The following is a 26926-nucleotide window of genomic DNA, read 5'->3' as shown; positions in this document are numbered from 1 at the left end:
TAGAGAATAATCAGAGGTCCGAAGACTGCCGCAAGCGCACCAATGTGCAGGGATGGTTGCAAATGAACAGACCAAAGAAAGCCCGGCATCCACAATGGACACCGGGCTGCACAATTACAGGACGCGCAGATTTCCTCCGCCGTGCCGATGGCCTAACACGGGGCCAATCTCAGGCGCAAGTAAGTCGTGCTTTTTCGCGAAAGCGATAAATAGTCCACGAGCTGTTTCCGCTTCAATCGTACCTGTCAGCACGCCTTTGCAAGCATTCAAAGCAAGGCTATGCGCAGTATCCCGGCCATGGACTGGCCAGTCATTCAACAGCTGGTATGCTTCCATAACAGAGTGGATATCTGTCGGCACGCCGAGGCCAACAAGGATGGAAACGGGCCTCGTGAAATACTTCTCCATCATGACAGTTGTTCCCTTTATATAAGGGGAAGGCTCTTAGCGCCCTCCCCGGTTGCTTATGCTAGGCCGCTTCTTGATGTTTGGGCTTTTCTAACTCCTTCGATACCGAGACGGTTTTTTCCGTGCCAATTGAAATCTTGCGTGGTTTCATGGCTTCCGGGACCTCTCGGATCAATTCAATTGAAAGCAGACCATTCTCAAGCCCCGCGCCTACCACACGCACGTGATCGGCGAGCTCGAACCTGTGCTCAAACGGTCGCCCGGCAATGCCTCGGTGAAGATACTCAGACTGTTGCGCCTCTTCTTTCTTCCCGATGATCGTGAGGAGATTGGATTGATACGTCAGATCCAGATCGTCTTGTGAGAAGCCTGCGACAGCGACGGTGATCCTGTAGGTATCTTCACCGGTCTTCGCGATATCATACGGAGGCCAGTCGCTGATCGACCGTGCACGCTGAGCGTTCTCCAGGAGATTGAACACCCGGTCAAAACCAACACTGGACCGGAACAGTGGAGCGAAATTAGAATTTGCTGTCATTGCCATATCCTCCTTGAAGCAACATGACGCTGAGACGCCGAAGTTGAGGCCTCCAGCGGTGTCGATCCTACTTATGCGATCGACGCAAAATGATTTAGTTTTGGCCAAATTGAATTCAAGGATTCAGGAAAAAAATTCGGGAAAACCGCCTCACCTGGAACTACTCGATTGGCCTTTTTTATACAATTTTAACGCAGTGTTGCACACGAGGGCATAATCGCGGAAATGTAGAATAGTAATTGATTCGCAGGCATGATTGCCATCTTGGGGCTCAGCAGATGAACTTCAAAGCGTTCAAGCAAATCGCGTACATTTCAACGCTTATATTGATACCGTTTAACGCTGCTGTCGCCGCCGATGTAACAACCAAACCGAAGGTGAACCCTTCATTTATTTTGCCACTTCGGATCCATTTCTGAAACCCGGTCAGCGGCCAATCAGTTCGGCTATGCCTTTCGTTCTCTCTGGTCATCTCCGCCGAGGCCGCCGAACCAAACTGCGTTAACAATGCCCGAAACAAGATATTTCCAAATAATCTAAAACTTATCCACGCCTCCCAGAACTGAGCGATAATGGTCGCAATGATCAACTGGAGGTTACAATGATTTCTCTCAATCTCGTTTTTTTTGCCACTATTTTACTAACGGCAGTGAGCGGTTTGGCGGCAACATGTATCGTATTTTTCGGCGACACGCAGCACAACGCAGGACAAAAAGCGGTTGCCGAGAAATTTGCTCAAATTGCATTGATCGGCGCAGCAGCGGTGGCCTCATTGCTAGCTGTTTCCTGATACTTGGAGGCTGAATTATCTTGGAGCACGACATCATGCCATGGCCAAACGTCCAGCTTTCTCCAGTTCGTCTGTGCGGCTTTCGACAGTCGGCAAACCAACAGACTGTTATCAAGCGGGCGACCGTATAAAAGTCACCCCAGACTTATACTTGCATTAACCCACTTGTTCCAAACGTTGTTCTACATAATGGGAAAGGCTTTTAACTAATGCCAATGAGCAGCAAATACCAATGTGTGGGATGATGTTTGACTGCAGCGAACCGAATTTCCTTATCGAGATGTTGCTTAATCGTGCGACGAATCATCAAACGCTTAAGAGTATCTCTACTCACACTACCTATCGCCGCACCTGGAACCAGTCGCTCATCAGTACCAGGCCCTTGAACTTCTATGGACCTTAGCCCCCCGTGATCATCCCGACCAACATGTCCTCATAAATGGAGCGGTTAGCGATTTGTCCAAATCATCACCGTCTCTACGGTCACGATCTCGCGACGAATGTCCTTACCGCGCGCAAGGTCAATTTCTAATTTCGCCGAGATAGAACCTGGCGATTGTGTACTGAGACAGGCTTCAAGTAGGGTTTGTTGTGACACCCTCGATTTGAGACGCCACTTCAATCTTTTTAGCCACGCCTTTCTCGTAGTTCAAAATCCAGGTGACCCCGATCAAAAAGATCGGCAATAAATGCCCTCTCTCGCGTACGAGGATGATTGGCTGGATCGCGACCAAAGCGTTTTAAAGCATGACGCAATGCCAGTTCAATATTGCGTAAATTCTTCATCGTCGAACCGGCTGCTTTTGGTTGGGTATGATTGCTCAGTCACAAACTCATAACTTTGAATTCACGCCGCGTGTTGCGTGAGCAATATGAGTTTTGGGAACTTATACAAAAATGGCGTGTTCTGTGTTGCCCTGACCACCATAGGACAAACATTATGCTCGCGGACACTACCCTGCTCTATCAACCTAACATTCGCATAGCTGGCAATATTTCAAGCGGTACCTTGTGGGATGTACTTAATGCCCTCGCACAAATTCGCCTCACAAATGAAGATCTGGTTCTCGAAGTAATGACGGAAGGTGGGGACGCCGACATCGCTCGTCGTATCGCTCTCGAAATATCGCTCTTCATACGCGACTCCGGAAGGGCCGCCTACTTTATTGGGAAAACGATCGTGTACTCAGCGGGAATGACTATTATGGGTGCTTTCCCGGCCCCTAATCGTTTTGCAACCAAAGATACAACCTTCCTGGTCCATGAACGCCGTATAACAAAATCCGTGAACTTCGACGGTCCAATGCGTGCAATGATACAAATTGCCAAAGAGCAGGTATCGCTTCTTGAAACGGCGCACCGGCTTGAATGGGAAGGCTTCGAGGACTTGGCCAAAGGCAGTCTGATCGATGCCGAGACCCTTTATGAGCGAGCCAAGGAAAATTACTACCTGAGCTCGGATGAAGCACGTGAGCTGGGGCTCATCGCCCGGTTGTTATGACGAAGGAACGAAGTTATCAGCATGAGAACCCACAACGCGGTCGCACCGGGCCGCCCTGTGGGCTTGCGGAGCGTTGCGAAATCAACTGGTATCGCGGTCAACACAAGAACGCTGGCGCGTTTAGACATGACGGTCAGATAGACCGGACTGATTAGGAACTGATAAACAGGCCGGTCCAACAACTCATGCAGGACAGACCCTTCAAGGGAAGGGTGACCCACCGAATGGGTGAGTCGCAACTTCCGTCATGCCGCGCTGGCTACCGGGTTCGGTTATACGAGCGGTCGCAAGCCACAGCTTTTCAAGTTGAGGGTAGAAGAGAACGTTAATTTGACATTGCCAGACTCTGGGCGTATTTGTCTATTGTCGATATTGCTTGTCAGACTTTTGTTATTGCACGATGGCAACGTGCCCTGGACGAACTTCCCCTTCAAAATCGAAATCACCATCCACAGTGCTTTTTTGCGTTGCGGTATCTATAATTGCTATGAAAGGGTTCGTTATGACCACTGGCACAGTTAAATGGTTTAATTCCACTAAAGGCTTCGGCTTCATCCAACCAGACAATGGGGGCACGGACGCGTTTGTCCATATTTCCGCTGTCGAACGCGCAGGTCTTCGTGAGATCGTTGAGGGCCAGAAGGTCGGATATGACCTTGAACGCGACAACAAGTCCGGCAAAATGTCAGCTTGCAATCTACAGGCGATCTAAAAATTGGTACCTGCTTTCCTTTGACCACGGATGTACCGGCACTGTTGAAAGCAAACTAAATGGGAAGGTCAGGCATGTGTCTGGCCTTTTTTATTTTCAAAGCACTTATAACGGGGCCAAAAGGCTTCTGGCAATTCCAGAAACAGTTAAGCCCAACGGAGCTTTCGATGCCAGATCCAGCGAATGAATTGCAGGCGATCAATACGGCTTGGCAAATTGCCATGCAGGAAATTTTGCGGATGGTCGTGCGTGATATCTACAAAACCGGCGATGAAGCCGTCTTCAAATCCCATATCAAACGTATTGAAGAAGCTGCGGTGGACAGCATCTACAGCGGCTTGATGCTTCGGGGATCCGATCAATGGACAGAAACACTTGTGAAAGAAAAAGCCAGCAATTTCGTTACGACCTTGTTGACTTCTTTCACGTTTGATCGTGCATAGATTAATCCATCATTGGCCTGCGTATACGGAAATGTTTAATCTCGCACCTTCCAGATTCCTGATTTTGTCCTGAATTCCAAGGCACCACCTCTTGAACATTATCTGCAAGTTTCACAGTAAAGGCCGCCTCAGAGCCTGATATGACCGTTACTTCAAACCATTTGCCATCCCTGTCGGCGTTCTGCAATACCTGCAAAGGATCACCTTCTTTGAGGGATGTATTATATTTGCCTACCGCATCGGACTGTTGCATAATTTCCGCTCACTCTACCTTCATACTAACTTAATTGGTTTGAAAAATCTGAAGGAACCGTGACGGGTCGATCATATGTTTCCTTGCCGGCCTCATCTGTGCGGCAAAGGCCTACTCCGCAACCCGATATGATACGCCGTTCTTGTCTGTGATTGAGCGGCTGCCGCGTCCTCGGCTAATTCCGTGATGGCTTGTTGATCAAGCAGCGGTCATAGAGCCACGATGCCCAGAAAACGCCATTCAGATCAATCCAGTGATTGCCTGAACAGTCGAATCATCGAGATTGCCAACCGCCGACGAGATACCGGCCGATCACCTGAAGGATTTGCCGAATGATCGGAATAAAAGAGCGATGTCCATGATTATGCTTTATTGAAAACAGCGTTGAAGATCGCGACAAGCGCCACCCGCAGCGAGGCATGTGCCTCAGGCTCCGGAGTTGCTGGCGGCTTGTCGGCTACCCAGCGTGAGGAACAGCTTGCGTTCCGCTGCTCGGCGGGTGACGAGCCCATTGAGGACTTCCCGCCTGCCTTGCACCAGACAAGGAACTGATCGGCTGTGCGACACGATTTCTCGCATTCAGCTTTTTATCAATGTGGAAATTTGACAATGTCCCGCTGCCAATGTTGAAGGCGAGCGATACCAGAACGTCAAGCTCATTCTGGTTCATATCGAGCTTGACGCCGTTCTGCACAAAAGATTCGAAAATTGCCAGTTCGCGGAAAAGCACGCATCGGACTCGGCAGTGGTTATTTTCATGCCGGCCTTGACGGTCGGCGGCCTGCGGCTGAAGTATGGCCCACACCTGTGGTCAGATTGCCACGTATGCGGTCAGTACATTTTCTTCACGCGCAGCAATAGCCTCCCGCCCGCTGATTGGTTTTCATGGTGATTTCCTGAGTTGAATAGGAACAATTTGATTATTGCTGAATCAGATGTAGTGATGCAGAATTGGTCAGCCCAGAGATCACAGAACATGGATCCGGAAGACAAACCTTATCTCAGTCGAACGTGGCCCTATCTTCTGGCCATCGTAATTATGGCTGCGGTGTCGATTGCACTGGGCCGGCATTGTTCGGTTGAACATGCACCGGGCTATCGTGTTAGTAGTGGTCAACTTTGAAAAGTGCTATTGTTGGTAATGCTGATCGTAAGTCGGCTAGAGGCCTGATGCCGCCACTCCGAAGTGTCCCATAGGGATCAGGCCTCGCTTGGGGTACGGTGTAGCTAAATTCAATCCTGCGCGTTGTGACCTATGGTGCTCAGCCACGCCTTTCGAGCGCCATTTGTGAGGAACTTAATTTGCCCAGCCTTGGTGCTGGCTTCTTTTGGAACTTTAATGAATGGAACCGGTTTCGCTCTTGCCGGGGGCACTCGACGCGGTCCCGATAGACTTCTGCAACAGAGCGTCTCGGGTCCACCTAAAGGAAAACCTGGAATGCCTTACATTTTAATTTTGGCAGACGGTGCGCGGCACGAAGTTCACGCGACGTTGCAGTTCGAGGTCATCAACGGTCAGACACTCCCGAAAGGCGATCTTGACGGAGAGCCCCAAGTGTTGGCTGCCGCAGTACTGGAGGGATCGACCACGCTGGAAATGCCATCGGGCAAACGGTACCGGATCGCGATTGACGGTCCTCGAGGACAATTCCGGTTCCGAGGCTTGTAAGCCGCCTAGCGTTATCCCTTCAGCACCGATATCATCCTGCCATGTTACCCGCCCGACCTTCGGACACCGTCTCCAAGCCATTTCGAACTGATTGTGCTTCCACCAGTGCTTGCCAGCTCCACTAAATCTGCAACGCGAGGGAGTACTGCAGCAGCGTTCACGATAACCACACACTTCAAACTGTCTCAGCGTCGCACGGCTGTACAGCTCTCAACCGCCGCACCATAAGGACCTCATCAACTTCCCTGTCACGATCCAGCAGCCCGCCGGGAATCCGGCCAACCTCAATAAATCCGTAGCGATTGTAGAAGCGCAACGCCGCGGAATTTTCTGCGCTGACTGCGAGTTCAAGCTGGCAGATCCCCTCTCCTTTTGCAAAATCGATGACCACGTCCAGAAGCGATACGGCCAAATCTGTACCGCGGAAACTTGCCCGCACATACACCATGACGAGCGTGGCGCGATGAGCCATTTTTGCAGGGCGCTGGCGCAATAAACCCATGATACCGACAGGTTCGTCCCGTTGAAAACGACAAAGACGGGATCATGCAGTCGTTGACGCCATTCTTCATGGGAAAGTGCGGCCCAATCCTCGAAGCGGCTTGCAAATGAAACCGGTTCGGAACGAAGGGCTTCGAGGCGAATGCGCCGGAAGATCTCGATCTCATCAGGGAAAATCCGCCTGATCAATATTTCCGTTGTATCCATGGACAACTCCCATAAATGAAGGTTCCTTTCGGTACGGGTCAGCGACGGTGTTCGAGAGTCCTCCAGTCGCATTCGCGCCGGAACCCATGAGAACTATGCCCATTGCCACTCCGGGGAAGCAGGATGAATTGCACGCCGGCGGATATGCGTGGACAATTCTGCCCAAAGGGGATCATCGGTAAAACTAGCAAGGTTACCGCAGGCCCCTTCAAGCGGTCTGCCGCCATATCTTGCAGCCACCTCCAACGCATCGCCGCTTTCCTCGATCTCCAGAAATGGGCAGCCGTCCTGTGGCCTCAAGACGCGGTGTCCCCACATGCTCGGACGCTCGTCAGCACGCATTGCGTCAAGCAGATCGCGATCATCTGAAGCCGCGAGTGCGGTGGCAACAAGATAGCGCATGAGGGGATAATATATGACCTGCCGGCAGCCGCCGAGGACACGAACCCCGGGAAGAATGGACGTCACCAGAAACGTCACCAGGAGATTGGGCACCAGTTTGCGTTGGCGCAATGAGATTGCAATGCTTTCGGGTTCAAACCTTATCTTCAAGCTCGTATCGGATCCGCCCGAGAGGAATCCGTCGTTCAAACGCAGGGGATATATCCTGCCGCCCTCCAAGCCCCAGAAAAAATCCGTTGTTTGACGCACCCACCCCGCCCATGGTCCTGCATTGAGCTGCCTCGACACGCCTAGTATGTTTTTCGCGAAGGAACCAGCGCCGGCAAAACTGGCCGAAAGCCAGGATGCTTTATCCTCAAAATGTTCCGCCACGAGGTCAGCAACGTCGATATCGTCGAATTGCAGCAATCCGAGGGACGCAGGAAATGATCTGCGCCACAGAATCTGATTGGCAGCTTTGATCGCCTCGGCTGCTGACGGAAAGTCCCGGTCCGGCAAAATAACTTTGAGCTTAGCGACAGCAGCATTTGCTGGCTCACCCTTTTGCCCGGACAGGGTAAATCGATAGCGCCCGTTGAAGCCGCAAATACTGAAAGGATCCATCCGGCTTCGCGACAGACCGAAAACATTTACCGCCTCGCTGCCGAGCGAAAGCCATCCGGGGCCCTTTTTGGATTTTTCTATGAACTTGACCGTCGAAGAACTGTAGCAGATATGCCATGAGCAATGGTGGGCCACCAGGCCGAGTGCGCTGAACAGGTGCGTATAAAAGGCATCCGTCTCGATCAGCAAATGACAGTGAGGACCGCTTTGTATGATCGGCAAAGCCGCAATTTGCGCACTTGCACGCTCTGCATCGGCTAGACTGGCTCCTGACCTTGTCGCGATGCGCGCGACAAACTTTTGCAGCCTGATCATTGCCTCGTCGCGAACTTGACATTGGCCGCGGGCACCTTTGTCATAAACTGCACAGGCATAATCCTTGAGCGAACGCCTCCAGAACCCGTCAAGATCGGGCAGAAGAAAAGACAATGCTCTTCTGACCTCCTCTACAGCATTATCGCAACCCGAATCTCGCAGCTCTCTGCTCATTTCCATCTACCTTTGCTTGAGAAACTGCCGTTCACATTTCACCGCCGATCGGCCAGGGTGCGCGCCATGTCCAGTCCGAGGGTAACGGATCTTTTTCATCATTTACGAGAATGCGCGGCAATTGTTCGTAGCAAAACTCTGAAGGCAGCGCCGGCTTTACCATTGATGTGACGAAATCACGGACCGATCCCAGGCAATTGGAGGAGACGATGGTGTAGAAATTTCCACTGTTCCACGTGACGACGGCGTAGCGGAAATGCTGTTGAAGTGCCGATTGTGTTCGCTCGAGATCGACCTGGAGATCTTTCATCGTATCCAGAACAGCGCGCTTCTTTTCCGTTATCTGCTCCGTAGAAAAAAACCTCGACTTGAACTCCCTGTCTTTCTGACGTTCCCGCTCAAGATAGACCTGAAGGTTAGGGTGGTTCAGTTTCTGCACCTGCACCAGGACGCCGCCCGGCTTCACCCTAGGCGCTATGAAAGCTGTCTGGTTGTCCCGGTCCGGGCCATACATCTGAAAGGTCGTATCTTCCAGCAACACATCATATCCGTCCCTGAACGGTTCAAGCGTTTGATCTGTCTCGTAACGTTCATCGTCCAATTGGAAGAATGGTCCATGGTAAAAGTGAGCATCGTCGCTGCCTCTTCGCGCAAAAAAACAGACCCGGTTTCCCGTTGTTGGACTGCAGTTGAGCGTTTTCAGACGCCCGTCCCCGAGCTTTGCCAATGCCCTTGCAAGTGTGCCGGCGCCTGCCCCCAGAGTATAGATCGTGGCCGGCCGGCCACTTCGCGCCCATACCGTCTGGCCAAACAAGAGGATCGCCGCGCCAAGGCGGCATTCCTCTTCGAGGCGAAAGGGAATGCTTGCAAAATAATGGCTGTCGAAATGCCCCCACAAACGCCGATGCGTGTCCCAGAACAACATGCAGTCGAGATCGAACGAAAGCAGGTCCATCGCAGGCTCCGGCTTGCCCAGGTCCGGAGCCCCGTCCAGTCCGCTTGCGGTTCTTTCAAAGAAGGCGGCAAACGAATTGATGCGCGGAGCCCTCCGCCAGACATCTATCGTCCTTGTGTCCACCATGGCGTAATCCTCGCTATCATGCCAAACGACAGGTGCCGCTCCAGTCCAGGCTTTGGAAACCGGCCCGCTACAGGGGTTCCTGCGGCTATCCGTGATCGGGTAGAACTGATGGATGAGGGGCGTCAGCGCAACCTGTTGATTTCGACAGATTGACGAGCGGATTGTAGTTGGAAAAAACACGCCGGAGGCATTCGGAGAGACCACATGCAGAGGCGGTCAGGTGCGGATTAGCTCAAGAAAGCTTGCCCTTCCGATAGCCTGATAGATCGTCGCGGCATTGAGTTTGCGTCTGGCGGATCCAAGATAAAGGCGCACGGCACTTTCTGAAATATGCAATCTGGGAGCAATGCGTTTGGGGACGAGACCTTGCGCCAGAAGTTGAAGACACTCCTGCTCGCGTCTGGAGAGCGTCCGGTAGTTGCTGCTTTCCCGCAGCTCCGTCAGGGAAAGCACTTTCTCGTGCAGGTAGTGGGACAGAATCTGGATGTTGTGATTGCTCGCGATACGCAATTGCCGCCATTCGAGCCTCGGCAGGTTGGATGTGGCGGAAAAGAGAGAGCGTTCGCCGCCCGGTCCTCTGATCGGGAGGGTAGCACCATGCCTTCCGATATTGAATGCATTGGCCTGAGCGAAAAAGTCCCTCACCCCCGAGGAGCGCCGGTCAAGCTTTGACCAATCGAGCATGAGAAAACCTGTGCGGCTGAGCTCGATCACCGGATCGATCTCGAAATAGTTGTTGCGCAGATAAAGGGAGGTCCAATCCTCTGGATAGGTCGTGCAACAGAACGGGTACCTGTCCGTCCGGTTTGCGGAGCGGACCACGAGGAAGGTCAGGTGAGCAAACCGGAAACGGTCCCTTATTTTGGCAAGGGCTAGATCCATATCCCTTTTGCTTCCCACTTTTTGCAACACAGCCAACGACCATGGCAACGGCGACGGTTGGTGATTTTCCATCATGCTCCTCTACAGTGCACTGAAATTGCAGGTTTCCATCCGGTCGAGGATCCGGCGCAGGCGATGAGATATTTCTTGTTGACGAATTGCGGTGCACCGGATCCTCGACCGGATGCACATCATTTGATGCCACCAATTGCGGAGAGATCGACGCGCAATGCCGCCCTATTCGGGTCGCCTTCGGCCCCTGTGCCCGGGCGGGCCTCATGCTGCGGCCGCTCATTTTCATCCTTTTCCGGTGTCGCAGCCGTCTGTTCTTGTACCGGCACGACAGGCCCGTTGCCGCCCGGATCGGCCGCTCCAAAAACCGCATTCCCTTCGAAATAGCCGGTCTGCCATGCGATGATGGCATCCTCAAACGCTTCGTTCGCCGGAGCGCCGTACCATTTCAGGACGATGCGATAGACCTTGGCAAACAAAGCCGTCCCCATGCGGATATTCGCACAGCTCTCGACCAGGTCGGTTTTGATCTGGGCAGCCTCAACGATGCCAAGACCCGCCGGATATTGGGTAATTCCGACGCGCACAATATTGCGGGCAACGTTCCGGCGGATCAGTTCCACGGCCTCATCAGGAGTGGTGGGTTTTTCAACGAGAATGACGCGGTTTCCGGAGCGGACGGTCACGGCAAGCGGATCGGAAGAGCCCGCCCGCGCGATAAAATGCTGGACGAGCGAGGTTTCAAGCGACGGATCAGCACACTGCTGAATAAGGGCTGCGTCGAGCATTGCGATAATTCCTCCTACATGTTGAATGCGACGACGATGGGAATGGCGAACAGCCGCGCCCAGGCACTTGCACTGGTTCGCTGGATGGCAGCGATGGAGGTGCCAGAGGTCCACCACACATTTCCGGTTGCCACAATAACATCGGGCACGTGCAGCATCGACTGTATGATTGGCCAGACGATGAGCTGCTCGTAGCAGATGAGAGGCGCTATTTTCCTGTTCTGGAACTGCGCGACCGGATTGGCAAAGAAGTGAGCGCGGGCGCCGCCGGCCCGCCCCATCCAGCCAAGCCATGGCTGCCACATTGAAACCGGTACCGGCATGCGTTCGCGGTACACAATCTCTGCCTCATCATCCGAAACCGCGACCAGAACATTGTCGTAGCCTGCCTTGTCGACGACGGCGGCACCTGCCATCACTGTGATTTTTGACCCGCGCAGCCCGTCCTGCCAGAGTCTTTGGACGGTCGGAGTCCAAAAGCCGAGTGCGCTCTCAGGCAACACGACAACGCGAGCGCCATGACCTGCTGCGACGTGAACCAATGCGATCAGCTCCCGGTGCTGGCCAAGCGCGATATCGCGGCCGAGCGATTTGCCCTGTCGCAGATCAATCCCCTTCCAGCCTTCGGTTTGATCTGCCGGTGTCCACGTCGCAGCGGACCAGAGCCAAAACCCTGCGAATACAAGAGCGGCGAGCGGCCACCACCGCGTTGTCATGATGGCGAGGCCAGCTGTAGTGATCGTCAGGCCCCACCACCCCCAGCCTGGCAACACCATGCCCGCGGCAGTTATCGGATGGGCCCAGCCGGCAATCCCCAAGGGTGGTACGGCCATCAGCGTGGCCGCTATCAAATACCGCACCGCCCTTCCTCTTCCCGGATGCCTGGTCCACAGTGCAGCATGTACGGCAACAAAAGACAGCGAGGCTCCGATCCAGAGCAGAAATCCGGGCCACAGATCAGTGGCATAGAAATTGGCAACACCCTGCGGCAGGCCCCGGGTGGCTGCCAGAAAATATCCGGCCGACACGAGGGCTGCGATCCAGCGCGATCGCGCATGCGCCCAAAGCGCCGGGAAGAGGAGGACTGCCGGAAGCGCAAGCACATAGCCGCTCCAGCCGCCCGTTCCGATGGTGATTGACATCGTAACAAGGATGGGGCCGTGCTGCCGATCAGGGATTATAGACAAGGACCGGCCGGGCAAGACCAAGCACGCCACTGACCCGAACCGGCCCGAAATATCGTGAATCATAGGAGCTCGCAAAGGGTGAGTGGAGGAAGATGAACCCGGGTGGAACGACACCGCCTGAAAAGGGACTGACCGGACGGCCATTGCCATCGCTTTTTCGCACGGCCGAGCTGGTCACAGGAGTGCCATCAACAGTAACGTGCGTGTCGATCTTGATATGCTGGCCCGATGTTGCGACCACACTCTTGATCAGTGGCGCGTAGCCCCCGCGGCAAAGCCCGCGCCTGAGATAGCCGCGCTCGAGCGCCTTGTGGAACAATGCGCTCTCAGGCGGGCACACGAAGACCAGGTCGCCGTTCCTAACCGGCCGGTTCAACAGGATGATACGCCACAATCCGAGTGGTTCGCTGGGGGTCAGGTTGAACCGGAATTCACAAAACCAGGCGGTGCCGACCGCCGCCAGGAAGCCGAGGGCGGTGCCGGTGATGATAACGATGGCGCTCGCCCGTCTCATTGCTTCAACACCTGCTGCTGTTGGGCTTGACGAAGGCTTTCGGTCATTTTCAGCGTTTGTGCGGTGCGCTCATGGGCGGCAAGCTGGCGGGCGGTGCGCATGAGCGGCCATGCTTTTACAAGCTTCTCGCGTTCTGCCGGAGCAAGTCCCTCCGCGGCCTTGTCGAAAAGGCTGCCTGAGGCATGGCGCGCTGCATTCATCAACAGGGTTTGCTCGCCGAACCGTTCCGCCACAGCCTTGCCAAAGATGTCGATCTCCGCCTTGATCGCGGGGTTGCTGATCGCATGGCCGAGGGCTGCCGGCAGATCATTGCGGTCGATGGCGTCGCCAAGCCGTTCGAGCACAAGGTGCGCCGCCGGCGAGAGTGCCGGAATGTCGATCGATAGGCGTTGGCGCTGCGCCTGTTCTTGCTTGCCTATCCGCTCCTGCGCCGCCTGGCGCAGACCGAGATAAATTTCAATGCTGCGCTTGAGCGCCGGCACATTGGCTTCGGCAACGCGCCGCGCCTGTTTGTCCAGGCTTGAGGCAAACAGGCCGGTCTTGCCGGCAAGCCGCCCGATGGAGGCGGGAGCAGCCACAAATCGCTCAAGCGTCTGCCTTGCAACCTTGTCGTCGGTCAGAACCGCATGAAAGTCCATTGCTCGGAAAGCGGTTTCGGGATCGGCAAAGACATAGCGGAAACGGTCGGATACATCATCCCATTGTTTCCTGACAGCGGGATCGGCGAGAAGCCTATGCTCGACTGTTTCCTCCAGGGCAGAAGGATTGAAGGGAATGCCGGCGAGCATGGGCCTGATCTCCTTTCTGGCAGGGGTATTGCTGATTTCAGCAAGGCCGAGTTTTTCGCCGACACTGCGCAGACGCCGGGCAAGCTCGGCTACCTTGCGTGTCTGGCGCAGCGTCCATTCGAGGTGATCACGAAGCAAGGTGCGGGCAACACGGACAATCTGCAGGCCGCGATTGTCGGCAAAGCGCAGCGCCTGCCGGTAGAGCTCATGGCGTTCGTAGTCGAGCGTCGTCTCCTTGCCCGCACGGCGCGAAAGGAGCGGGACCAGACCGCCGGCTTTTGCAAAGGAAAGCGTGCCGTAATAAAGTGCCATATCCTCGCGGTGGCGGGTCAGGGCAACATAGGCCAGATGGCGATCAAGCGAGAGCGAGGCCAGCACTTTGACGCGGTCGACGGTCAACCCTTGAGACTTGTGAATTGTCGTCGCGTAACCATGGTCGACCATGGTGTAGTGGCGCTGTTCGATCGTGACCTGCCGGCGCTCATTCCCCTTTCCGATCCCGGCAACGATGCGGCCGGGTGCCGCCTCAACGACACGGGCGATCATGCCGTTCTTGACGCCGAGCCCGCTGTCATTTTTCAGGAACACGATCTGGTCACCAATATCGAAGTGACGGATACCCTCCCCGGTCGCAAAGGCGTGTCCTTTTCCAACAATCCTGCGCTCGACGAGCTTGTCGCGGGCGAGCTCGTTCAGCTTGCGCACATCACGGCGAAGATGGGCGAGGATCAAAGTGGTCTTTTCCGGATCATAGTCATTGTTCCAGTCGGCAATGAGCCGCGCCACGGCACCCTCTTTGAGACTTTCGCCAATGATGCGACCCTTGCCCTCATAGGCAAGGACGGCTTCCGCGACACGGCCTCGGGCAAGTGCGAGCGAGGCCGTACGCATCCAGTCTTCATGTTGCCGATAAATGGTCTCGAGCTCCGCGTAACCAATGCGGTTGGCGATCGCCCTGAAGGGAGCACCGGCTTCAATCGGCTGGAGCTGTTCGGGATCGCCGACAAGCACGATCTTTGCACCGGACCTGACCACCGCTTCAAGGAAGCCGGCCATTTGTTTCGACGCCACCATGCCAGCCTCGTCGAGTACGAAGACGCTCCTGTGATCAAGCGTGTCGCGGCCCTCGCGCCAGCGCAATTGCCATGACGCCAAAGTCCGGCTTTTTATACCGGCTTCTTTCTCCAGCCCCTCGGCCGCCTTGCCGGCGAGCGCTCCGCCAACGACGCGGTAACCGGCGGCTTCCCAGGCTTCGCAGGCAGCCTTCATCATCGTGGTCTTGCCGGCACCGGCACGGCCAACCACAGCGGCAATCCGTGCACCGCCAGTGACATGTTCGATCGCCGTTCTCTGCTCGGACGAAAGGCGATGATGGCGCGCCAAGACCGCTTGAAGATCCTGTGCCTGCACACCTTGGCTGTCTTGTTCGCTCAGCCACATCGCACGCTTTGCCATTGCCGCTTCAAGCCGGATCAGCTGGCGCGTCGTATAGCGGGCGCGGATATGCTCGCCGGTGGCAATGTCGATGGCATCGCGATCGATGCGGAGCAATTCTGTGCTGTCAAGAATGGCCGCCATGACGTTGCGGAAGATGACCGGATCGTCAATATAGCGGTGCAGGACCTTTGCAATGTCGCGTTCGTCAAAGACGCTCTTTTCATCGGAAAGAAGATCAACAACGATCTGTGGTCGCTGCATGATCCGGGCGGCGTTTTCTTTTCTTGATGCATTGTGAAGGTCGATCCTTTCCAGCGATGGCTGCCATCCCTGTGTTTGCGCCTTTCGCTGGATGGCTTTGGAACCAACGCCAATGTGCGTGGTTGGAACAAGGTCAATGCCGCGCTCGGCATAGGAGCGCCCGTCGACACGCAACTCGAAACCGCGCAGCGCCAGATGCTCGTTCTGCAGATCCAGCCAGCGACCTCGCTGCTGCAGGAACTCCTCCTTCTCACCGGCCCAAAGCCGGTACCGGATCTTTCCCTGTTTTGTGCGTACGGGTTGGCCATCCTCACCGATGACGGCAATCTTCTTGGCGCCGAAACCGTCCTTGGTCAAAGGTCTGAGCGTCGTCATCAGGTGAACGTGCGGATTGCCGGGATCGTCATGATAGACCCAGTCGGCAATCTGCCCGCGAGACAGGACCTGTTCGAACACGAACTGGCGCATCAGCGCAACGTTCTCGTCCTTCGATAGCTCCACCGGCAGCGCGATGATGAACTCCTTGGCGAACTGGGCATCCTCGCGCTTCTCGAAAGCTTCGACCCGGTTCCAGAAGGCTTCTGCCGCTGCGGCAACCGAACGATCAGCAACCAGCGCTCTTGCCCAATCAGGTGCACCGGGTGGCAGCAGAAACTCTTCATGGGCAAGATGGCGCTTGTTGGAAAAATCGACCGTCCGCGCCTCTCTCTCATAGGTCATCTTCGCACAGTGACGATAGGCGGCCGACAGTAGAGCGCTGCGGCCGGAACTGCGTCCGATCAGCTGGGGTGTGAAATGGGTGATAGCCAAGGCGAAGCTTCTCCGACGACAAAACAGACATCATGTTCGTCCGGAAGCGGCTGACACCGGGCCATGTCAGCAAAGGGTCGCGACAGCGACGTATTACTGCGCCCTTGGACCACTCCTTTGGAACGGAGGGGATGATCTACCAAAGTGCCGGCCTTGCCGACTGTAGAATAAACGGGGATGCGCGTTGCGCTTGTCTGCGCAATCCTTGCAAGCCGAGAGCAGCTTGTAACCCCAAAAGGAATTTCCGCAGAAATCTTGAAAGGAAGACCCGCAATGAAGAAGCCATCCGCGAAGATCAGGCAAGAAATCGCCCTCCTTCAGGACCAGTTGCGACAGGCCGAGACGCGTGAGGCTGAACGCATCGGCCGCCTCGCCCTAAAGGCGGGGATCGGCGATATTGCGATTGACGAAACGGAACTACTGAGAGCCTTCGAAGAGCTCGCCGCCCGGTTTCGCCCGGACCGGAACGGCTCGGCCGAAGGGAAAAAACCGGCGGGATCGAGCGCTGCAAGCGGTTCGTTGCCGCTCGCGTCTGACGCGATTAAAAACAGCGCTGGCGAGGCTTGAGCGGATGAAACGGTTGACGACATCCGAGGCTCGAAGACAGGACACCCGCGAGAAAATCGAACTCGGCGGGCTGATCGTGAAGGCGGGATTGCGTTATGAGAAACGCGGCCTCCTGCTTGGTCTTCTGATCGACGCTGGCATTCGTCTTGCTGACGATGAAAAAGAGCGCGACCGCCTGACAGCAATCGGCGCGCAGGCGTTCGGCCATGACAATGCGTAGGCTGCTGCTGACAGCAATGCCCGCATCCCTGATGATAGCGTCAATGTTCGCAATGGCGGGCATCGAACATTGGCTGGCCGCATTTGGAAAATCCGATCAGGCGCGCATGATACTCGGCCGTATTGGCCTTGCCGTGCCTTACGTTACGGCTGGCGTCATCGGAACCCTCACCTTGTTTGCCGCCAATGGCGCAGCGAACATCAAGGCTGCCGGATGGAGTGTTACAGGCGCAAGTTTCTTGACGGTTGTCATTGCTGCGATCCGCGAAAGTGTCCGCCTGGTCGAACTGTCCGATAATGTGCCAAAGGGTCAATCGGTCCTCGTCTATGCGGATGCGGCGATCATGATCGGCGCATGCGTTACGCTGCTTGCGGGTATATTTGCGTTGCGAGTTGCGCTGATAGGCAATGCCGCTTTTGTCAGACCCGCGCCGCGCCGTATCGGGGGCAAGCGTGCAATCCATGGCGAGAGCCAATGGATGAGCATGAAACAGGCGGCAAAGCTGTTTCCACAAACGGGCGGCATTGTTGTCGGCGAACGTTACCGCGTTGACCGCGACAGCGTCACAGATATTGCGTTCAGGGCCGACGCGCCGCAGACCTGGGGGACTGGTGGCAAGGCGCCGATGCTCTGTTTCGATGCCACATTCGGTTCAACGCATGGCGTGGTTTTTGCAGGATCGGGAGGGTTCAAGACGACATCCGTCACCGTTCCCACAGCACTTAAATGGGGAGGCGGTCTCGTTGTGCTCGATCCGTCAGGCGAGGTCGCGCCGATGGTGGTCGAGCACCGGCGCAAGGCGGGCCGGAATGTCATCGTGCTTGATCCGGGAAATCCTGAAACAGGGTTCAACGCGCTCGATTGGATTGGCCGCTTTGGCAATTCGAAAGAAGAGGATATCGTTGCCGTCGCGACCTGGGTGATGACAGACAGTGCGCGGCAGGAATCCGCCCGTGATGATTTCTTTCGCGCATCCGCGATGCAACTCCTCATTGCCCTCATCGCCGACGTCTGCCTGTCCGGAAACCTGCAGGTGATGGACCAGAGTCTGAGACAGGTCCGCGTCAACCTGTCCGAACCCGAACCGAAACTTCGGGAGCGGCTCGCGCGCATTCATGACCAGTCGGATTCGGATTTTGTGAAGGAAAATGTAGCTCCGTTCATCGCCATGACACCGGAAACATTCAGCGGCGTCTATGCCAATGCAGTCAAGGAGACACACTGGCTCAGCTATCCGAACTATGCCGCCCTCGTATCTGGAAATGCATTTTCGACCGATGACATTGCCGCAGGCGAGACAGACATCTTCATCACGCTGGACCTCAAGGTGCTCGAGGCGCATCCCGGGCTTGCCCGGGTGGTGATCGGCTCGTTTTTGAACGCGGTCTACAACCGCAAGGGCGAGTTGACCGGCCGAGCACTCTTCCTGCTTGATGAAGCAGCCCGCCTCGGTTATCTGCGCATCCTTGAAACCGCGCGCGATGCTGGACGCAAATACGGCATCACCTTGATCTTGATCTTCCAGTCACTGGGACAGATGCGTGAGGCCTATGGCGGCCGCGACGCGACTTCGAAATGGTTCGAGTCCGCTTCCTGGATCTCGTTTGCGGCGATCAACGATCCGGAAACAGCAGAGTATCTTTCCAGGCGTTGCGGCGATACCACGGTCGAGGTTGACCAGACAAACCGTTCCTCCGGGATGCGGGGATCATCGCGCTCGCGATCCAAACAGCTCTCGGTCCGCCGCCTGATCCTGCCGCATGAAATCATGCAAATGCGGTCTGACGAGCAGATCGTGTTTACAGCGGGCAACCCACCGCTGCGATGCGGTCGCGCGATCTGGTTCCGGCGCAGTGATATGAAATCGGTCGTCGGAAAAAGCCATTTTTACAGAACATAGTATCGATGCGACGAACCTATTGTGTTCGTTTCGGAACGGGATGATCGGCGCGAAAAGGCGTTGGATGATATCGACCCTGGAAAATCCGCAGATGGGTCGAGCAATCGCCCAGCCTAAACAAGGAAAGCAGCTATCGTGATCACCGCGACAAGTAACCGGGCGTGGCTTTGCCCTGCCATTCAACCGGTTGGGTTGCGCGAGCCATTTCCTCAAGCATTACCACCGTGTGGAAGTCGTGACTGAGGCGTGTGTGCAATTCCGGACGTTAGTAAAAACCGTCCTGTTTCCGTCCGGGCATTGATTGCGCTGCGACCGGATCGCTCGCGTCCGGCGCGAATGCCAGGCCCACATGCCCGTGTGCTTCCTGGCAACCCCGGGTGGAGCCCCGCCTTCGCTGGCAGAGCCCCTGGACCGATGGCTTCAATCCCGGTTTGGACGGGACCAGATGAGGTGCAGGGCTGCCTCACCGTCCACCTCAGTCAGAGTGGCGTAGATTGGAGCGGGAAAGCTCGGGTCGTCCAGTTTGACCGAGAGGTAGTCGCGCTCGCTCTCGTTGGAGCGCTTCTGCCATGCCGCACCGAGCTCAACATTACCGGCATAGATGCGGTAGTGCGGGCCCTTGTCGGAGGGGTTGTCAATGCGGGCAATGCGGGCCCTGACGTTTAGTGCGAGGGTACGGACCGAGCCGGTAAAGCCGTTTTCGGTGGAGGTGAAGGTGCCGATGGTAGCCATTGTCTTGTTCCTTTCGCTTGTTTCGGGCCGCGCCCATCGCGGCCTCGATGGCTGTCGCAAAGATCGGCGACGATCGGACCGCACCCCGCAGGGGCTGAAACGCAGTGGAGGACGGCAGGAAGCAGCTTTGTTGTTTCGCGAGGAATGCGAACGCAGTTCGCAGGGGAAGAAAGCTGCGGATGGCCGTTGCGGATAACGGTCGAGGCGAAGCCGGTCTCCGATCAGACATGCCCCATCGAGCCCGCGAAGGACGTGGCCTGGACTGCAATGGAAGGAACCCTGGACGCATGTCCCTCGTCACCAGATTACGTCGAGCGAAATGGCATGGCGGTGACCCGCACCAATGTCGCCGCCGGTTATCGGAAGCAGCCTGCCCCGGCCTGGCAATCAAAAAAGAGACGCAAGCGAACGAGGTCACATGGACTTCCAATGAGCACAGACGGGGGAGACAGATATGGAGTCGGCATGGTCAGACCAAGACCTGGCATTCGAGTGTACATGATCAGATGGGCCTACCGTCAACCATTTATCTTTGCCGCAGCAATCATTCGTCCCTGTGGGGAATTTCCTGATGGCGTAAAGGCCGCTAGGCCTTCTTGAGCCCTCGCGATTGCTTTGCACCCATCTAAACAATGCCACTTGCAAGTAATGAGAATTTGCATTACTGTACGTGACCTACTGAGCAAAAAGGAGAGAGTCGTGACTTCACTAGGGGTTACAATGAAAGGACAGGTCACGCTAAAGCGGGATTTACTGCAACATCTCGGCATTAGGCCCGGCGAACGGATAGAATTGGACAAACTGCCGGGCGGTGAGCTTCGGGTGAAAGCGGCGCGGCCGAAAGGCACAATTGATAGTTTCATCAGTCGGCATGCGGGCAAGGTCAGAAAGCCGATGACGATTGACGAAATGAACGAGATTGCCGCCTCTGGTTGGGCGGGTGAAGAATGAAAATCTCAGTTGATACAAATATACTCGCGCGCGCTGTTTTACAGGACGACGCAAAGCAAGGCCGTGCCGCCAGCAATCTTCTCAAAGAGGCTTCCCTTATCGCGGTAGCCTTGCCGTGCCTGTGTGAGCTGGTTTGGATACTACGGCGCGGAGCGAAGCTCCCGAAGGAAGATGTAGCCCTGACGATCCGTGATTTGCTGGATGCTGGAAATGTTGTGATGAATCGTCCTGCTGTTGAGGCCGGACTCGCCATTCTCGAAGCTGGTGGTGATTTCGCGGATGGTATCATGGCATATGAGGGCAATTGGTTGGGCGGCGAAACCTTTATGTCGTTCGATAAACAGGCAGTTGAACTGCTGACAGATCAAGGACAGGTGGCGCAGCTCCTGTCCTGACCGCGCCTCGCATTATTAGCACGACGGTCGCAGAACTTGGCACCCGGCTGTCTGGGTTTCCCTTGTCATTGTAAGATAGTGACCTTTCGTCTGCCGGAGATTGTCGAGAGCCTCTTACCGGCGTCTTTCCAAACGCAAGTTTCTGCCAATAGCCCGCAGGTGGCCCTGATATGTAGCAATAATCGCATGTTTTGGCCAGCAACGTGACTGAAACCTGGAATTATCGGGCTAACTCATTGATCGAATATGCACGTTGTTCCCCACTCCTCATCATTGTAGCCGACAGTCATTGACATCGCTAAGCCGAGCGCTACCTCATCGCCAACCAACCGAAGTGATCGTGCGCGTCGATTAGTTTCCCGCTTCGTAAATATCAGACACGCTATTTTCCATATGCCGCCGGGAAAACCATGTCCTGATCGACAACGACGTTGAACTGATAGCCCGGGCGAATTTCCAACGTCGGCTGGACGTCGAGATTTCGGTTGATCGTGCGCTCGGCGACACGTCCGAAGGATTCTGCAAAGTTTCGCCTGGCTGCGTCGGATGCGGTATCCTGTGTCGCACGCGTAGAGCTTTCCGGCATGGCCATGTCGATTCCCGTTCCGATCATCGCGATGAGGGCAGCCGAACCAAACGTCCTCAAATAGTGGTTGTTCACCTTGTCCTTGAAGCCGCCATACCCTTGCACATCGGCAGCGGCCATGGCGCCTATCTGAAGCGTCGAGCCGTTCGGGAAAATGATATCCGTCCAGATAGCAAGAACTCGTCTTTGCCCGAACGCGATCTTGCTGTCATACCGGCCAAACAGCTTGGCTCCTTGCGGGATCAGGAGGCGATGGCCGGTTGCGCTGTCATAGATGTTCTGGCTGACCTGTGCAATGATCCGGCCGGGCAGATCGCTGTTAATGCCATTGATCAGCGTTGCAGGAATGACCGACCCGCGCTTGAGTTCATGGGGCGATTGCTGCGGGACGACCCGGTGTGGCAAATATCCGGGTTCCGTGATGTCCGAATTGAAGAAGTCTTGCTTGGATGCCTGGCCGTTCTGGTCAAAATTTTGACCAGCAAGACCATTTCTCAGCGCTGCGGCATAAAGGTCCGAGCCGGAAGCTTGAGATGCGGAGTATGAAGATTTGAGTGTATTGGGCATTTCCGTCGCATCGCCCGGCCTGCTTGCAAACTTGCCAGGGTCAAGGGCAAGAGGGGCATCATGGGCTGCTGCATTCGCTTGCAGACGCGCCATGCGTTGACGTTGCCGTTCGCGCAGATATTGTTCGTCCTGCTCGCGTTGAAGTCGTGCCCGCCACATCTCGTCCTCTTCCAGGCCGCTATCCCGCTTTTGGTATTCGCCCGTATGGTTTGTCTGCATCCCGAACGGGTTGGCGGATGCGTCCGGCTTCGTGTCCACGGGAGAGGGCTGGAAGTTTGGGGGCGGCTGAGGCTCGCCAATGATGCCGTCGGCCACACCCTGTTTCAACTGATCGGCATAGCTAGAGGCCGGGTGTCCCGCAGACTGATCAATGCCTGGTTCGTCACCAGGATAAAGCCCACGTTGCGCAAGACCAAAGAATATGATGACGAGAAAAACGACAACCAGACAAATCAGGACGAATACAGGCAGGCGATTGACGCGCCGCATGCTGGTGGCCTGGTTGCTGTTTTGCGTTCCTCCAAGCTGCAGCGATTGCACCATGACGCTCCTTCCTAGCTGCTCTGCATAACCGAAAGCGGGCTTGTCGGCGTCGCGCCTACGCTTGTTATGCTGTAAACGCGGCCGATCTTCAGGCTCGCCGTTGATAGCCGTGCAAGCATCTGTCCCTCGAACGGCTCCACCGCATAGGCAAGCGAGATGAGTTTTGTTCTATCCCCGGTCTTCTGGTCGGCGACAACCGCATAGCCCCAGCCCTTGAGCGCAGCCTCAAGCGCCCGTCCGAACGGCGTATCATCCTGATTCAAGGCAACGGCAGCGGTCCGGGGTCCCATCTGTTCGGCAAGACGACTGACCATGTCGCCGGCGATCGCGCCTGCGGCAGTATCGGAGATTTCAGGCAGCGCGGTGCCGGCGATCAATCCCGTTGGTGCAACCGATGCACACCCTGAAAGAACAAAGGCGAGAAACCCGGCAACCATCATGGCGCGAACAGGTGAATGCAATCGCATCACCGCCCTCCCCGCTTGATGGTGATCTTTTGCTGTTTCCAGCCGACGCCGGAGACAAGTACGGCACGGTCAATATTGTAGTCGACCATCATCATATCGCCTTTCATGCGGTAGTTGACAATGCGGTTCTGGCCCCCCGACACAACGAACAGAACCGGTGCATCCTTGGCTGATACGGATTTTGGGAACTGGATATAGGTTTTCGATCCGTCACCGTAGACGCGCACCGGGCGCCAGCTTGCTGTTCCGGAAAGCGAATAGCCGAAATTCAATTGTTCTGGGGGCAAACCGGCCCCGGAAATCGTGCCGGTTTCCAGCCGTGCATTGATGTCAGCAAGTTTCGCCGAAACGTCTTCGGGATATTCGAAACCCACACGTGCCATATACTGCCTTGCATGCGATTTGAGCTGAATGTGATAGGTTCGCCGCGATGTTGTCACCACCATGGACGTGATCAGGCCAGGCTCGGAGGGTTTAACGATCAGATGAATCGCCTGTCCACCGGCTGCACCGGAGGTGGCGGGTTCAACCTTCCAGCGCACCGTGTCGCCGACAAGGACGTCACGGACCACCTCGCCGGCCTGAAGTTCGATGTCGCACACCTGCAATGGTGAACAGACGACGGATGGTTGCACCTCCCCGAAAAGAAAGATGACCTTGCCATCCGCCCCTTTCGTGACAAGTCCGCGGCTTCCCCGCCATTGGCCGGATATGTTTGTACCTTTCGCTTCATTTGCGCTCATGCTCTGAGCCAGAGCGACCGGAAGGAATGTGGTCATGACAAGCAGGGTGATGGATGCAATCAGGACGGCCCTGGCGGAGATTGCGCTGACGTTCATGTCTGGTTTCATACCTTTTACAGCTGCGCCGTCCAGTCGAAGTCACGCAGGTAAAGACCTAGCGGATTGAGCCGGATGATGCTTTCATCTTGTGGTGGATTGAGGGTGACTGTGGCAATGCCTCGAAACCGCCGAACCGCAGTTTCCTTGCCCTTCCGGTCGCGTTCATATTCGGTCCAGTCGACCTGGTAGGACTGTTTTGACAGCGCTACGATGTTGGTGACTTCAACCGCTATGGTGGCGTTCCTGGCCTTTTCAAAGGGAGAATTGCCGCGAAACCAGTTGTTCACCTTCTCGGTCGCGGGGTCCGAAGTTCTAAGCAGCGCATAGGTGCGGTCGATATAGTGCTTTTGTACAATCGCATCGGGAGTCACCGAGCGAAAATTTGAAACGAAACCGCCGAGCGTGGCCCGCACCACACGCGGGTCGGCATATTCGATCTGCTGCGGGAAGCCGGCACTTGCGGCGGTTCCGAGCTTGTCGACCTCGACGATGTAGGGGACGAGCTTCACCTGGGTGCTTTGGAAAAGCCCATAGCTGAAGCCGATTACCGCCATCAGCATGCCGGCAATGCCGACGATCCGCCATGTCCTTGCCGCGTGGATATAGGAGCCGTAGCGCTCATTCCATTCCAGCCGTGCGGCCATATAGGGGTTTTCTGCTGTCTCTCCCGGTGCCATCATCCCCCACGCCGTGTTTCGGGCAGTCGGTCGTCTCATATCAGCGTCCCTTATTTCCGGATGAGTCTTTGGGCGCCAGGGATGATTTTCTGGCTTCCTCGAGCTTGGCGTTGGCGAGCCCGAGCGTTGAGGTGCCATAGGTGCCGCGTCCGCCCATCGCCTGATCGCGGGCTGCCGAGGCGAGTGCGCCTCCAGTTGCCCCGAACCCGCTTGCCATTCCTTTCAGCGCCGCTCCTGCCACTGACGAGCCCGTCGACCGGGCATCGGCATACGCCGCTGCACCGATTCTCGCTCCTCCCATGGCCAGGGAAGTCGCGCCCACCGTCGCACCGACGGCAAAACCCGACGCCTGCGAGCCGTGCCGGATCGTCTCCATGCCGCCCGTCACGGACACACCCTGCACCACGCCCTGCATGATAGGAGGGACATACATCGCAATTACGAACACGACGACCGATATGCCGGCGATGGCGAGCGTGGTAATAAATTGGTCGGTGGTTGCGGTTGGCGCCTCAGCCAGTCCGAGCAGGGTCTCGGAGCCGATCTTGGCGATCATCACCAACGCCATCAGTTTCATGCCGACCGAGAAGGCATAAACCAGGTATCGGATGGCGAAATCCTTGGTGTAGGAGGAGCCGCCAAGCCCGAGCATGATCATTCCTGCCAGGAGCCCGACATACATCTCTACCATGACGGCAACGAAGATGGCTGCGATCAGGGAAAATGAAACGACAACCACAACCATCGCGAAAACCGCAGCGATGGCCAGCGCATTGTCCTCGAACAGACCGAACTTGGCCTGCTCGGACATCTTCGACGCAACGCGGATTCCGGCGTCGAAAATATTGGCGGGCGACGGAGAGCCACCACCGGCGCCGATCTGGTACAGGCTGTCGACTACGGCCTTGGCGAATGCCGGGCCACAGTCGAGGATAAAGGCGAAGAGGCCAATGAACATGATCCGGCGCACCAGTTCGGCAAACCATGAATCGAGCGCGGCGGCACTGACCGCCAGCCAGATAGCGGCAGTGCCGATTTCGATACCGGCGAGAATCCAGAACAGGGAGCGCGCTGCATTCATGATCGTTGTCTCCCATCCCTTGGCGGCACTCACGACCTGGTTCTCCAGCGTGGTCAGCACCGCACCCTGTTGTGCAAGCGCTGGCGCACTCGCAAACAGCAAAATCGCGACGACGAAGAACGCTGTCTCCTGAGCGCGGGAAGCGCGTAAAACTACCATCCTGACTTCATCTCCTGGCCGCCGCTCACATCACGGTCCGGATCGCCACCGAAAAAGCGCTCGCGGTATTCGCGCTGTGCAGCAGTCGGTTCCGAAATCATCGCCGGTGGCTCAGTCATCGCGTCGGGTTGAAACACCATTCCGAAAACGATGGCACACGCCAGCACGAGGATAACGAGGATGCGCGGGCTCACCAGCGCGGCTCCATTGTCTGGCCGCCGCGGATGTCATTGATCGGTGCGTTGAAGAATTTTTCCCGTCGGGCCTGGGCAAGATCCTTTTGTGCCTGTTCGGATCGAAACCACGTGCCCATCATGGTCATCTGCTGTGAAACCAGCCCGCGCAGCTTTTGCATTTGCGCGACCTGCTGGGCAGCGATCTGATGGCCGACCTGCAGTGCTTTCATCTGCCCATCAGCGCTTTGGGACATTGAGCGCAATGATGACATTGTGCTCTCCTCGCTGTTAAACTGCTCAGCGGTGAGATTTGCAGCCTTCAGTGTGCCGAGGATCGTGTCACGATTGGCGTTTGACCAGTCCTGATAGGTCGACGAAAAGCTCGCGCTGTCCGGCAGGTTGCTTTTCATGTCGGCGAAGCTCGCGAAGCGCTGCTTCAGGACATCGTCGACATTGCCCATGGAAAAGGCGATGCCCTGCCCCTGCGCGACAACGCTCTGAAGCTTGCCCAGATCATTTTCAACCTGGCCCCATATATGATCCGGTAGCTGGGCGGTGTTTTGCAAAAGATTCCTGTAGATGTTGAGCTGGTTCTGGATTTGCTCTGCGAGCTGATTGATCTGGGTAATCTGATTGTTCACCTGCTCGGCCGACTTGCCGACGAGGCTGATCAGCTCAGCATTATTGGCCAGCTGGGTCCATTCTGTAGCCTGTCCGGTGACACCGCCAGCGCGCGCGAATCCGGACGTGACCGGCGCAAGCACTGCCACGGCCATGGCGGTCGCGA

General features: G+C 56.0%; 31 protein-coding genes and 1 pseudogene. 11 read left to right on the top strand and 21 right to left on the bottom strand.

Going from position 1 to position 26926, the window contains the following annotated elements; translation table 11 throughout:
* Positions 1-114 precede the first annotated feature (114 nt).
* Positions 115-411 carry a DUF982 domain-containing protein gene (locus V9K92_RS00860; RefSeq protein ID WP_337352889.1) on the bottom strand — a complete coding sequence of 99 codons (297 nt, stop codon included), beginning with the start codon at positions 409-411 and terminating at the stop codon, positions 115-117.
* 58 nt (positions 412-469) lie between these two features.
* Positions 470-946 carry an Hsp20 family protein gene (locus V9K92_RS00855; RefSeq protein ID WP_307277984.1) on the bottom strand — a complete coding sequence of 159 codons (477 nt, stop codon included), beginning with the start codon at positions 944-946 and terminating at the stop codon, positions 470-472.
* 601 nt (positions 947-1547) lie between these two features.
* Here V9K92_RS00855 and V9K92_RS00850 point away from each other — a divergent pair.
* The 4 genes from V9K92_RS00850 to V9K92_RS00835 all read left to right on the top strand — a co-directional run bounded on the left by V9K92_RS00850 (position 1548) and on the right by V9K92_RS00835 (position 4392).
* Positions 1548-1736: a hypothetical protein gene (locus V9K92_RS00850; RefSeq protein ID WP_337352888.1), complete on the top strand. Its 189-nt coding sequence runs from the start codon at positions 1548-1550 to the stop codon at positions 1734-1736.
* A gap of 940 nt (positions 1737-2676) precedes the next feature.
* Positions 2677-3237: a hypothetical protein gene (locus V9K92_RS00845; protein WP_337352887.1), complete on the top strand. Its 561-nt coding sequence runs from the start codon at positions 2677-2679 to the stop codon at positions 3235-3237.
* Positions 3238-3739: 502 nt separating this feature from the next.
* On the top strand, positions 3740-3949 hold the full coding sequence (locus tag V9K92_RS00840) for a cold-shock protein (RefSeq protein ID WP_307277973.1): 210 nt from the start codon (positions 3740-3742) through the stop codon (positions 3947-3949).
* 167 nt (positions 3950-4116) lie between these two features.
* Positions 4117-4392 carry a hypothetical protein gene (locus V9K92_RS00835; RefSeq protein ID WP_307277970.1) on the top strand — a complete coding sequence of 92 codons (276 nt, stop codon included), beginning with the start codon at positions 4117-4119 and terminating at the stop codon, positions 4390-4392.
* 1 nt (position 4393) lies between these two features.
* Here the strand turns inward: V9K92_RS00835 and V9K92_RS00830 are convergent, their stop codons facing one another.
* The 3 genes from V9K92_RS00830 to V9K92_RS22760 form a co-directional block, all read right to left on the bottom strand.
* Positions 4394-4645 (bottom strand): hypothetical protein, encoded by a 252-nt coding sequence (locus tag V9K92_RS00830; RefSeq protein ID WP_337352886.1) that lies wholly within the window; start codon positions 4643-4645, stop codon positions 4394-4396.
* Positions 4646-5007: 362 nt separating this feature from the next.
* Positions 5008-5157 carry a hypothetical protein gene (locus tag V9K92_RS00825; RefSeq protein WP_337352885.1) on the bottom strand — a complete coding sequence of 50 codons (150 nt, stop codon included), beginning with the start codon at positions 5155-5157 and terminating at the stop codon, positions 5008-5010.
* Positions 5103-5375: a glycoside hydrolase family protein gene (locus V9K92_RS22760; protein ID WP_443094416.1), complete on the bottom strand. Its 273-nt coding sequence runs from the start codon at positions 5373-5375 to the stop codon at positions 5103-5105. The genes V9K92_RS00825 and V9K92_RS22760 overlap by 55 nt, the downstream gene beginning before the upstream one ends.
* Before the next feature lie 708 nt (positions 5376-6083).
* Here V9K92_RS22760 and V9K92_RS00820 point away from each other — a divergent pair.
* On the top strand, positions 6084-6314 hold the full coding sequence (locus tag V9K92_RS00820) for a hypothetical protein (protein WP_337352884.1): 231 nt from the start codon (positions 6084-6086) through the stop codon (positions 6312-6314).
* A 175-nt stretch (positions 6315-6489) separates the two neighbouring features.
* Here V9K92_RS00820 and V9K92_RS00815 read toward each other — a convergent pair.
* The 8 genes and pseudogenes from V9K92_RS00815 to traA all read right to left on the bottom strand — a co-directional run bounded on the left by V9K92_RS00815 (position 6490) and on the right by traA (position 16276).
* Positions 6490-7022, bottom strand: a pseudogene (locus tag V9K92_RS00815) (GNAT family N-acetyltransferase).
* Between the two features lie 93 nt (positions 7023-7115).
* The gene (locus V9K92_RS00810; protein WP_337352883.1) at positions 7116-8516 is read right to left on the bottom strand and encodes a hypothetical protein; all 1401 of its coding nucleotides are present in this window, start codon (positions 8514-8516) and stop codon (positions 7116-7118) included.
* A gap of 31 nt (positions 8517-8547) precedes the next feature.
* Positions 8548-9597, bottom strand: a complete 1050-nt coding sequence (locus V9K92_RS00805; protein ID WP_337352882.1) for a class I SAM-dependent methyltransferase — start codon at positions 9595-9597, stop codon at positions 8548-8550.
* Positions 9598-9813: 216 nt separating this feature from the next.
* Complete coding sequence (locus tag V9K92_RS00800; protein WP_337352881.1) at positions 9814-10479, bottom strand: helix-turn-helix transcriptional regulator; 666 nt, start codon at positions 10477-10479, stop codon at positions 9814-9816.
* Between the two features lie 191 nt (positions 10480-10670).
* Positions 10671-11279, bottom strand: a complete 609-nt coding sequence (locus tag V9K92_RS00795) for a TraH family protein (protein ID WP_337352880.1) — start codon at positions 11277-11279, stop codon at positions 10671-10673.
* A 14-nt stretch (positions 11280-11293) separates the two neighbouring features.
* On the bottom strand, positions 11294-12421 hold the full coding sequence (locus V9K92_RS00790) for a conjugal transfer protein TraB (RefSeq protein ID WP_337352879.1): 1128 nt from the start codon (positions 12419-12421) through the stop codon (positions 11294-11296).
* 28 nt (positions 12422-12449) lie between these two features.
* Complete coding sequence (gene traF, locus V9K92_RS00785) at positions 12450-12980, bottom strand: conjugative transfer signal peptidase TraF (protein WP_337352878.1); 531 nt, start codon at positions 12978-12980, stop codon at positions 12450-12452.
* Positions 12977-16276, bottom strand: coding sequence for a Ti-type conjugative transfer relaxase TraA (traA, locus tag V9K92_RS00780; protein WP_337352877.1), 3300 nt, complete (start codon positions 16274-16276; stop codon positions 12977-12979). Before traA ends, traF begins: the two co-directional genes overlap by 4 nt.
* A gap of 273 nt (positions 16277-16549) precedes the next feature.
* On the opposite strand from traA, the gene traC reads away from it, so the two are divergent.
* The 3 genes from traC to traG are packed head-to-tail and all read left to right on the top strand — an operon-like array spanning position 16550 to position 18963.
* Positions 16550-16843, top strand: a complete 294-nt coding sequence (gene traC, locus V9K92_RS00775) for a conjugal transfer protein TraC (protein WP_337352876.1) — start codon at positions 16550-16552, stop codon at positions 16841-16843.
* Between the two features lie 4 nt (positions 16844-16847).
* Positions 16848-17063: a type IV conjugative transfer system coupling protein TraD gene (traD, locus tag V9K92_RS00770; RefSeq protein ID WP_337352875.1), complete on the top strand. Its 216-nt coding sequence runs from the start codon at positions 16848-16850 to the stop codon at positions 17061-17063.
* Entirely contained in the window at positions 17050-18963 is a 1914-nt protein-coding gene (gene traG / locus V9K92_RS00765) for a Ti-type conjugative transfer system protein TraG (RefSeq protein ID WP_337352874.1), read from the top strand. Before traD ends, traG begins: the two co-directional genes overlap by 14 nt.
* Positions 18964-19383: 420 nt before the next feature.
* On the opposite strand, the gene V9K92_RS00760 is transcribed toward traG, so the two are convergent.
* The gene (locus tag V9K92_RS00760) at positions 19384-19695 is read right to left on the bottom strand and encodes a DUF736 domain-containing protein (protein ID WP_307277941.1); all 312 of its coding nucleotides are present in this window, start codon (positions 19693-19695) and stop codon (positions 19384-19386) included.
* Between V9K92_RS00760 and V9K92_RS00755 the strand changes: the two genes are divergently transcribed.
* From V9K92_RS00755 to V9K92_RS00745, 3 genes are all read left to right on the top strand, one after another.
* Positions 19685-19891 (top strand): hypothetical protein, encoded by a 207-nt coding sequence (locus tag V9K92_RS00755; RefSeq protein ID WP_336441216.1) that lies wholly within the window; start codon positions 19685-19687, stop codon positions 19889-19891. The genes V9K92_RS00760 and V9K92_RS00755 overlap by 11 nt on opposite strands.
* Before the next feature lie 503 nt (positions 19892-20394).
* The gene (locus tag V9K92_RS00750) at positions 20395-20646 is read left to right on the top strand and encodes an AbrB/MazE/SpoVT family DNA-binding domain-containing protein (RefSeq protein WP_307277940.1); all 252 of its coding nucleotides are present in this window, start codon (positions 20395-20397) and stop codon (positions 20644-20646) included.
* A complete protein-coding gene (locus V9K92_RS00745; protein WP_336441217.1) occupies positions 20643-21041 on the top strand; it encodes a type II toxin-antitoxin system VapC family toxin in 399 nt (132 codons plus the stop codon). The genes V9K92_RS00750 and V9K92_RS00745 overlap by 4 nt, the downstream gene beginning before the upstream one ends.
* Before the next feature lie 382 nt (positions 21042-21423).
* On the opposite strand, the gene trbI is transcribed toward V9K92_RS00745, so the two are convergent.
* The 7 genes from trbI to trbJ form a co-directional block, all read right to left on the bottom strand.
* On the bottom strand, positions 21424-22737 hold the full coding sequence (gene trbI, locus V9K92_RS00740; RefSeq protein ID WP_337352873.1) for an IncP-type conjugal transfer protein TrbI: 1314 nt from the start codon (positions 22735-22737) through the stop codon (positions 21424-21426).
* Positions 22738-22748: 11 nt separating this feature from the next.
* Positions 22749-23204 carry a conjugal transfer protein TrbH gene (gene trbH, locus V9K92_RS00735; RefSeq protein WP_337352872.1) on the bottom strand — a complete coding sequence of 152 codons (456 nt, stop codon included), beginning with the start codon at positions 23202-23204 and terminating at the stop codon, positions 22749-22751.
* Positions 23204-23983 carry a P-type conjugative transfer protein TrbG gene (trbG, locus tag V9K92_RS00730; protein ID WP_443094432.1) on the bottom strand — a complete coding sequence of 260 codons (780 nt, stop codon included), beginning with the start codon at positions 23981-23983 and terminating at the stop codon, positions 23204-23206. The genes trbH and trbG overlap by 1 nt, the downstream gene beginning before the upstream one ends.
* Before the next feature lie 77 nt (positions 23984-24060).
* The gene (locus V9K92_RS00725) at positions 24061-24723 is read right to left on the bottom strand and encodes a conjugal transfer protein TrbF (protein ID WP_337353478.1); all 663 of its coding nucleotides are present in this window, start codon (positions 24721-24723) and stop codon (positions 24061-24063) included.
* Between the two features lie 40 nt (positions 24724-24763).
* Positions 24764-25963 carry a P-type conjugative transfer protein TrbL gene (gene trbL / locus V9K92_RS00720; RefSeq protein ID WP_337352870.1) on the bottom strand — a complete coding sequence of 400 codons (1200 nt, stop codon included), beginning with the start codon at positions 25961-25963 and terminating at the stop codon, positions 24764-24766.
* The gene (locus tag V9K92_RS00715) at positions 25957-26157 is read right to left on the bottom strand and encodes a DUF2749 domain-containing protein (RefSeq protein ID WP_337352869.1); all 201 of its coding nucleotides are present in this window, start codon (positions 26155-26157) and stop codon (positions 25957-25959) included. Before V9K92_RS00715 ends, trbL begins: the two co-directional genes overlap by 7 nt.
* Positions 26154-26915: a P-type conjugative transfer protein TrbJ gene (trbJ, locus tag V9K92_RS00710; RefSeq protein WP_337352868.1), complete on the bottom strand. Its 762-nt coding sequence runs from the start codon at positions 26913-26915 to the stop codon at positions 26154-26156. Before trbJ ends, V9K92_RS00715 begins: the two co-directional genes overlap by 4 nt.
* Positions 26916-26926: the final 11 nt, after the last annotated feature.

The sequence above is a fragment of the Phyllobacterium sp. CCNWLW109 genome, from assembly GCF_037203905.1.
Classification (GTDB): domain Bacteria; phylum Pseudomonadota; class Alphaproteobacteria; order Rhizobiales; family Rhizobiaceae; genus Phyllobacterium; species Phyllobacterium ifriqiyense.
Note: the sequence above shows the minus strand (reverse complement) of the source record. Positions and strands in the feature narration are given on the sequence as shown.

Bases quoted from the DNA above. Each gene is read 5' to 3' on its own strand.
- trbH (WP_337352872.1), bottom strand. From the start codon at position 23,204: ATGCGATTGCATTCACCTGTTCGCGCCATGATGGTTGCCGGGTTTCTC.
- V9K92_RS00790 (WP_337352879.1), bottom strand. From the start codon at position 12,421: ATGTCAATCACCATCGGAACGGGCGGCTGGAGCGGCTATGTGCTTGCG.
- traF (WP_337352878.1), bottom strand. From the start codon at position 12,980: ATGAGACGGGCGAGCGCCATCGTTATCATCACCGGCACCGCCCTCGGC.
- V9K92_RS00855 (WP_307277984.1), bottom strand. From the start codon at position 946: ATGACAGCAAATTCTAATTTCGCTCCACTGTTCCGGTCCAGTGTTGGT.
- V9K92_RS00810 (WP_337352883.1), bottom strand. From the start codon at position 8,516: ATGAGCAGAGAGCTGCGAGATTCGGGTTGCGATAATGCTGTAGAGGAG.
- V9K92_RS00860 (WP_337352889.1), bottom strand. From the start codon at position 411: ATGATGGAGAAGTATTTCACGAGGCCCGTTTCCATCCTTGTTGGCCTC.
- trbG (WP_443094432.1), bottom strand. From the start codon at position 23,983: ATGACCACATTCCTTCCGGTCGCTCTGGCTCAGAGCATGAGCGCAAAT.
- V9K92_RS00830 (WP_337352886.1), bottom strand. From the start codon at position 4,645: ATGCAACAGTCCGATGCGGTAGGCAAATATAATACATCCCTCAAAGAA.
- V9K92_RS00745 (WP_336441217.1), top strand. From the start codon at position 20,643: ATGAAAATCTCAGTTGATACAAATATACTCGCGCGCGCTGTTTTACAG.
- V9K92_RS00840 (WP_307277973.1), top strand. From the start codon at position 3,740: ATGACCACTGGCACAGTTAAATGGTTTAATTCCACTAAAGGCTTCGGC.
- V9K92_RS00755 (WP_336441216.1), top strand. From the start codon at position 19,685: ATGGTAGCCATTGTCTTGTTCCTTTCGCTTGTTTCGGGCCGCGCCCAT.
- V9K92_RS00725 (WP_337353478.1), bottom strand. From the start codon at position 24,723: ATGGCACCGGGAGAGACAGCAGAAAACCCCTATATGGCCGCACGGCTG.
- V9K92_RS00795 (WP_337352880.1), bottom strand. From the start codon at position 11,279: ATGCTCGACGCAGCCCTTATTCAGCAGTGTGCTGATCCGTCGCTTGAA.
- V9K92_RS00805 (WP_337352882.1), bottom strand. From the start codon at position 9,597: ATGGTGGACACAAGGACGATAGATGTCTGGCGGAGGGCTCCGCGCATC.
- V9K92_RS00850 (WP_337352888.1), top strand. From the start codon at position 1,548: ATGATTTCTCTCAATCTCGTTTTTTTTGCCACTATTTTACTAACGGCA.
- traD (WP_337352875.1), top strand. From the start codon at position 16,848: ATGAAACGGTTGACGACATCCGAGGCTCGAAGACAGGACACCCGCGAG.
- trbJ (WP_337352868.1), bottom strand. From the start codon at position 26,915: ATGGCCGTGGCAGTGCTTGCGCCGGTCACGTCCGGATTCGCGCGCGCT.
- trbI (WP_337352873.1), bottom strand. From the start codon at position 22,737: ATGGTGCAATCGCTGCAGCTTGGAGGAACGCAAAACAGCAACCAGGCC.
- traC (WP_337352876.1), top strand. From the start codon at position 16,550: ATGAAGAAGCCATCCGCGAAGATCAGGCAAGAAATCGCCCTCCTTCAG.
- V9K92_RS00845 (WP_337352887.1), top strand. From the start codon at position 2,677: ATGCTCGCGGACACTACCCTGCTCTATCAACCTAACATTCGCATAGCT.
- V9K92_RS00820 (WP_337352884.1), top strand. From the start codon at position 6,084: ATGCCTTACATTTTAATTTTGGCAGACGGTGCGCGGCACGAAGTTCAC.
- trbL (WP_337352870.1), bottom strand. From the start codon at position 25,963: ATGGTAGTTTTACGCGCTTCCCGCGCTCAGGAGACAGCGTTCTTCGTC.
- V9K92_RS00760 (WP_307277941.1), bottom strand. From the start codon at position 19,695: ATGGCTACCATCGGCACCTTCACCTCCACCGAAAACGGCTTTACCGGC.
- V9K92_RS00825 (WP_337352885.1), bottom strand. From the start codon at position 5,157: ATGGGCTCGTCACCCGCCGAGCAGCGGAACGCAAGCTGTTCCTCACGC.
- V9K92_RS00835 (WP_307277970.1), top strand. From the start codon at position 4,117: ATGCCAGATCCAGCGAATGAATTGCAGGCGATCAATACGGCTTGGCAA.
- traG (WP_337352874.1), top strand. From the start codon at position 17,050: ATGACAATGCGTAGGCTGCTGCTGACAGCAATGCCCGCATCCCTGATG.
- V9K92_RS00800 (WP_337352881.1), bottom strand. From the start codon at position 10,479: ATGGATCTAGCCCTTGCCAAAATAAGGGACCGTTTCCGGTTTGCTCAC.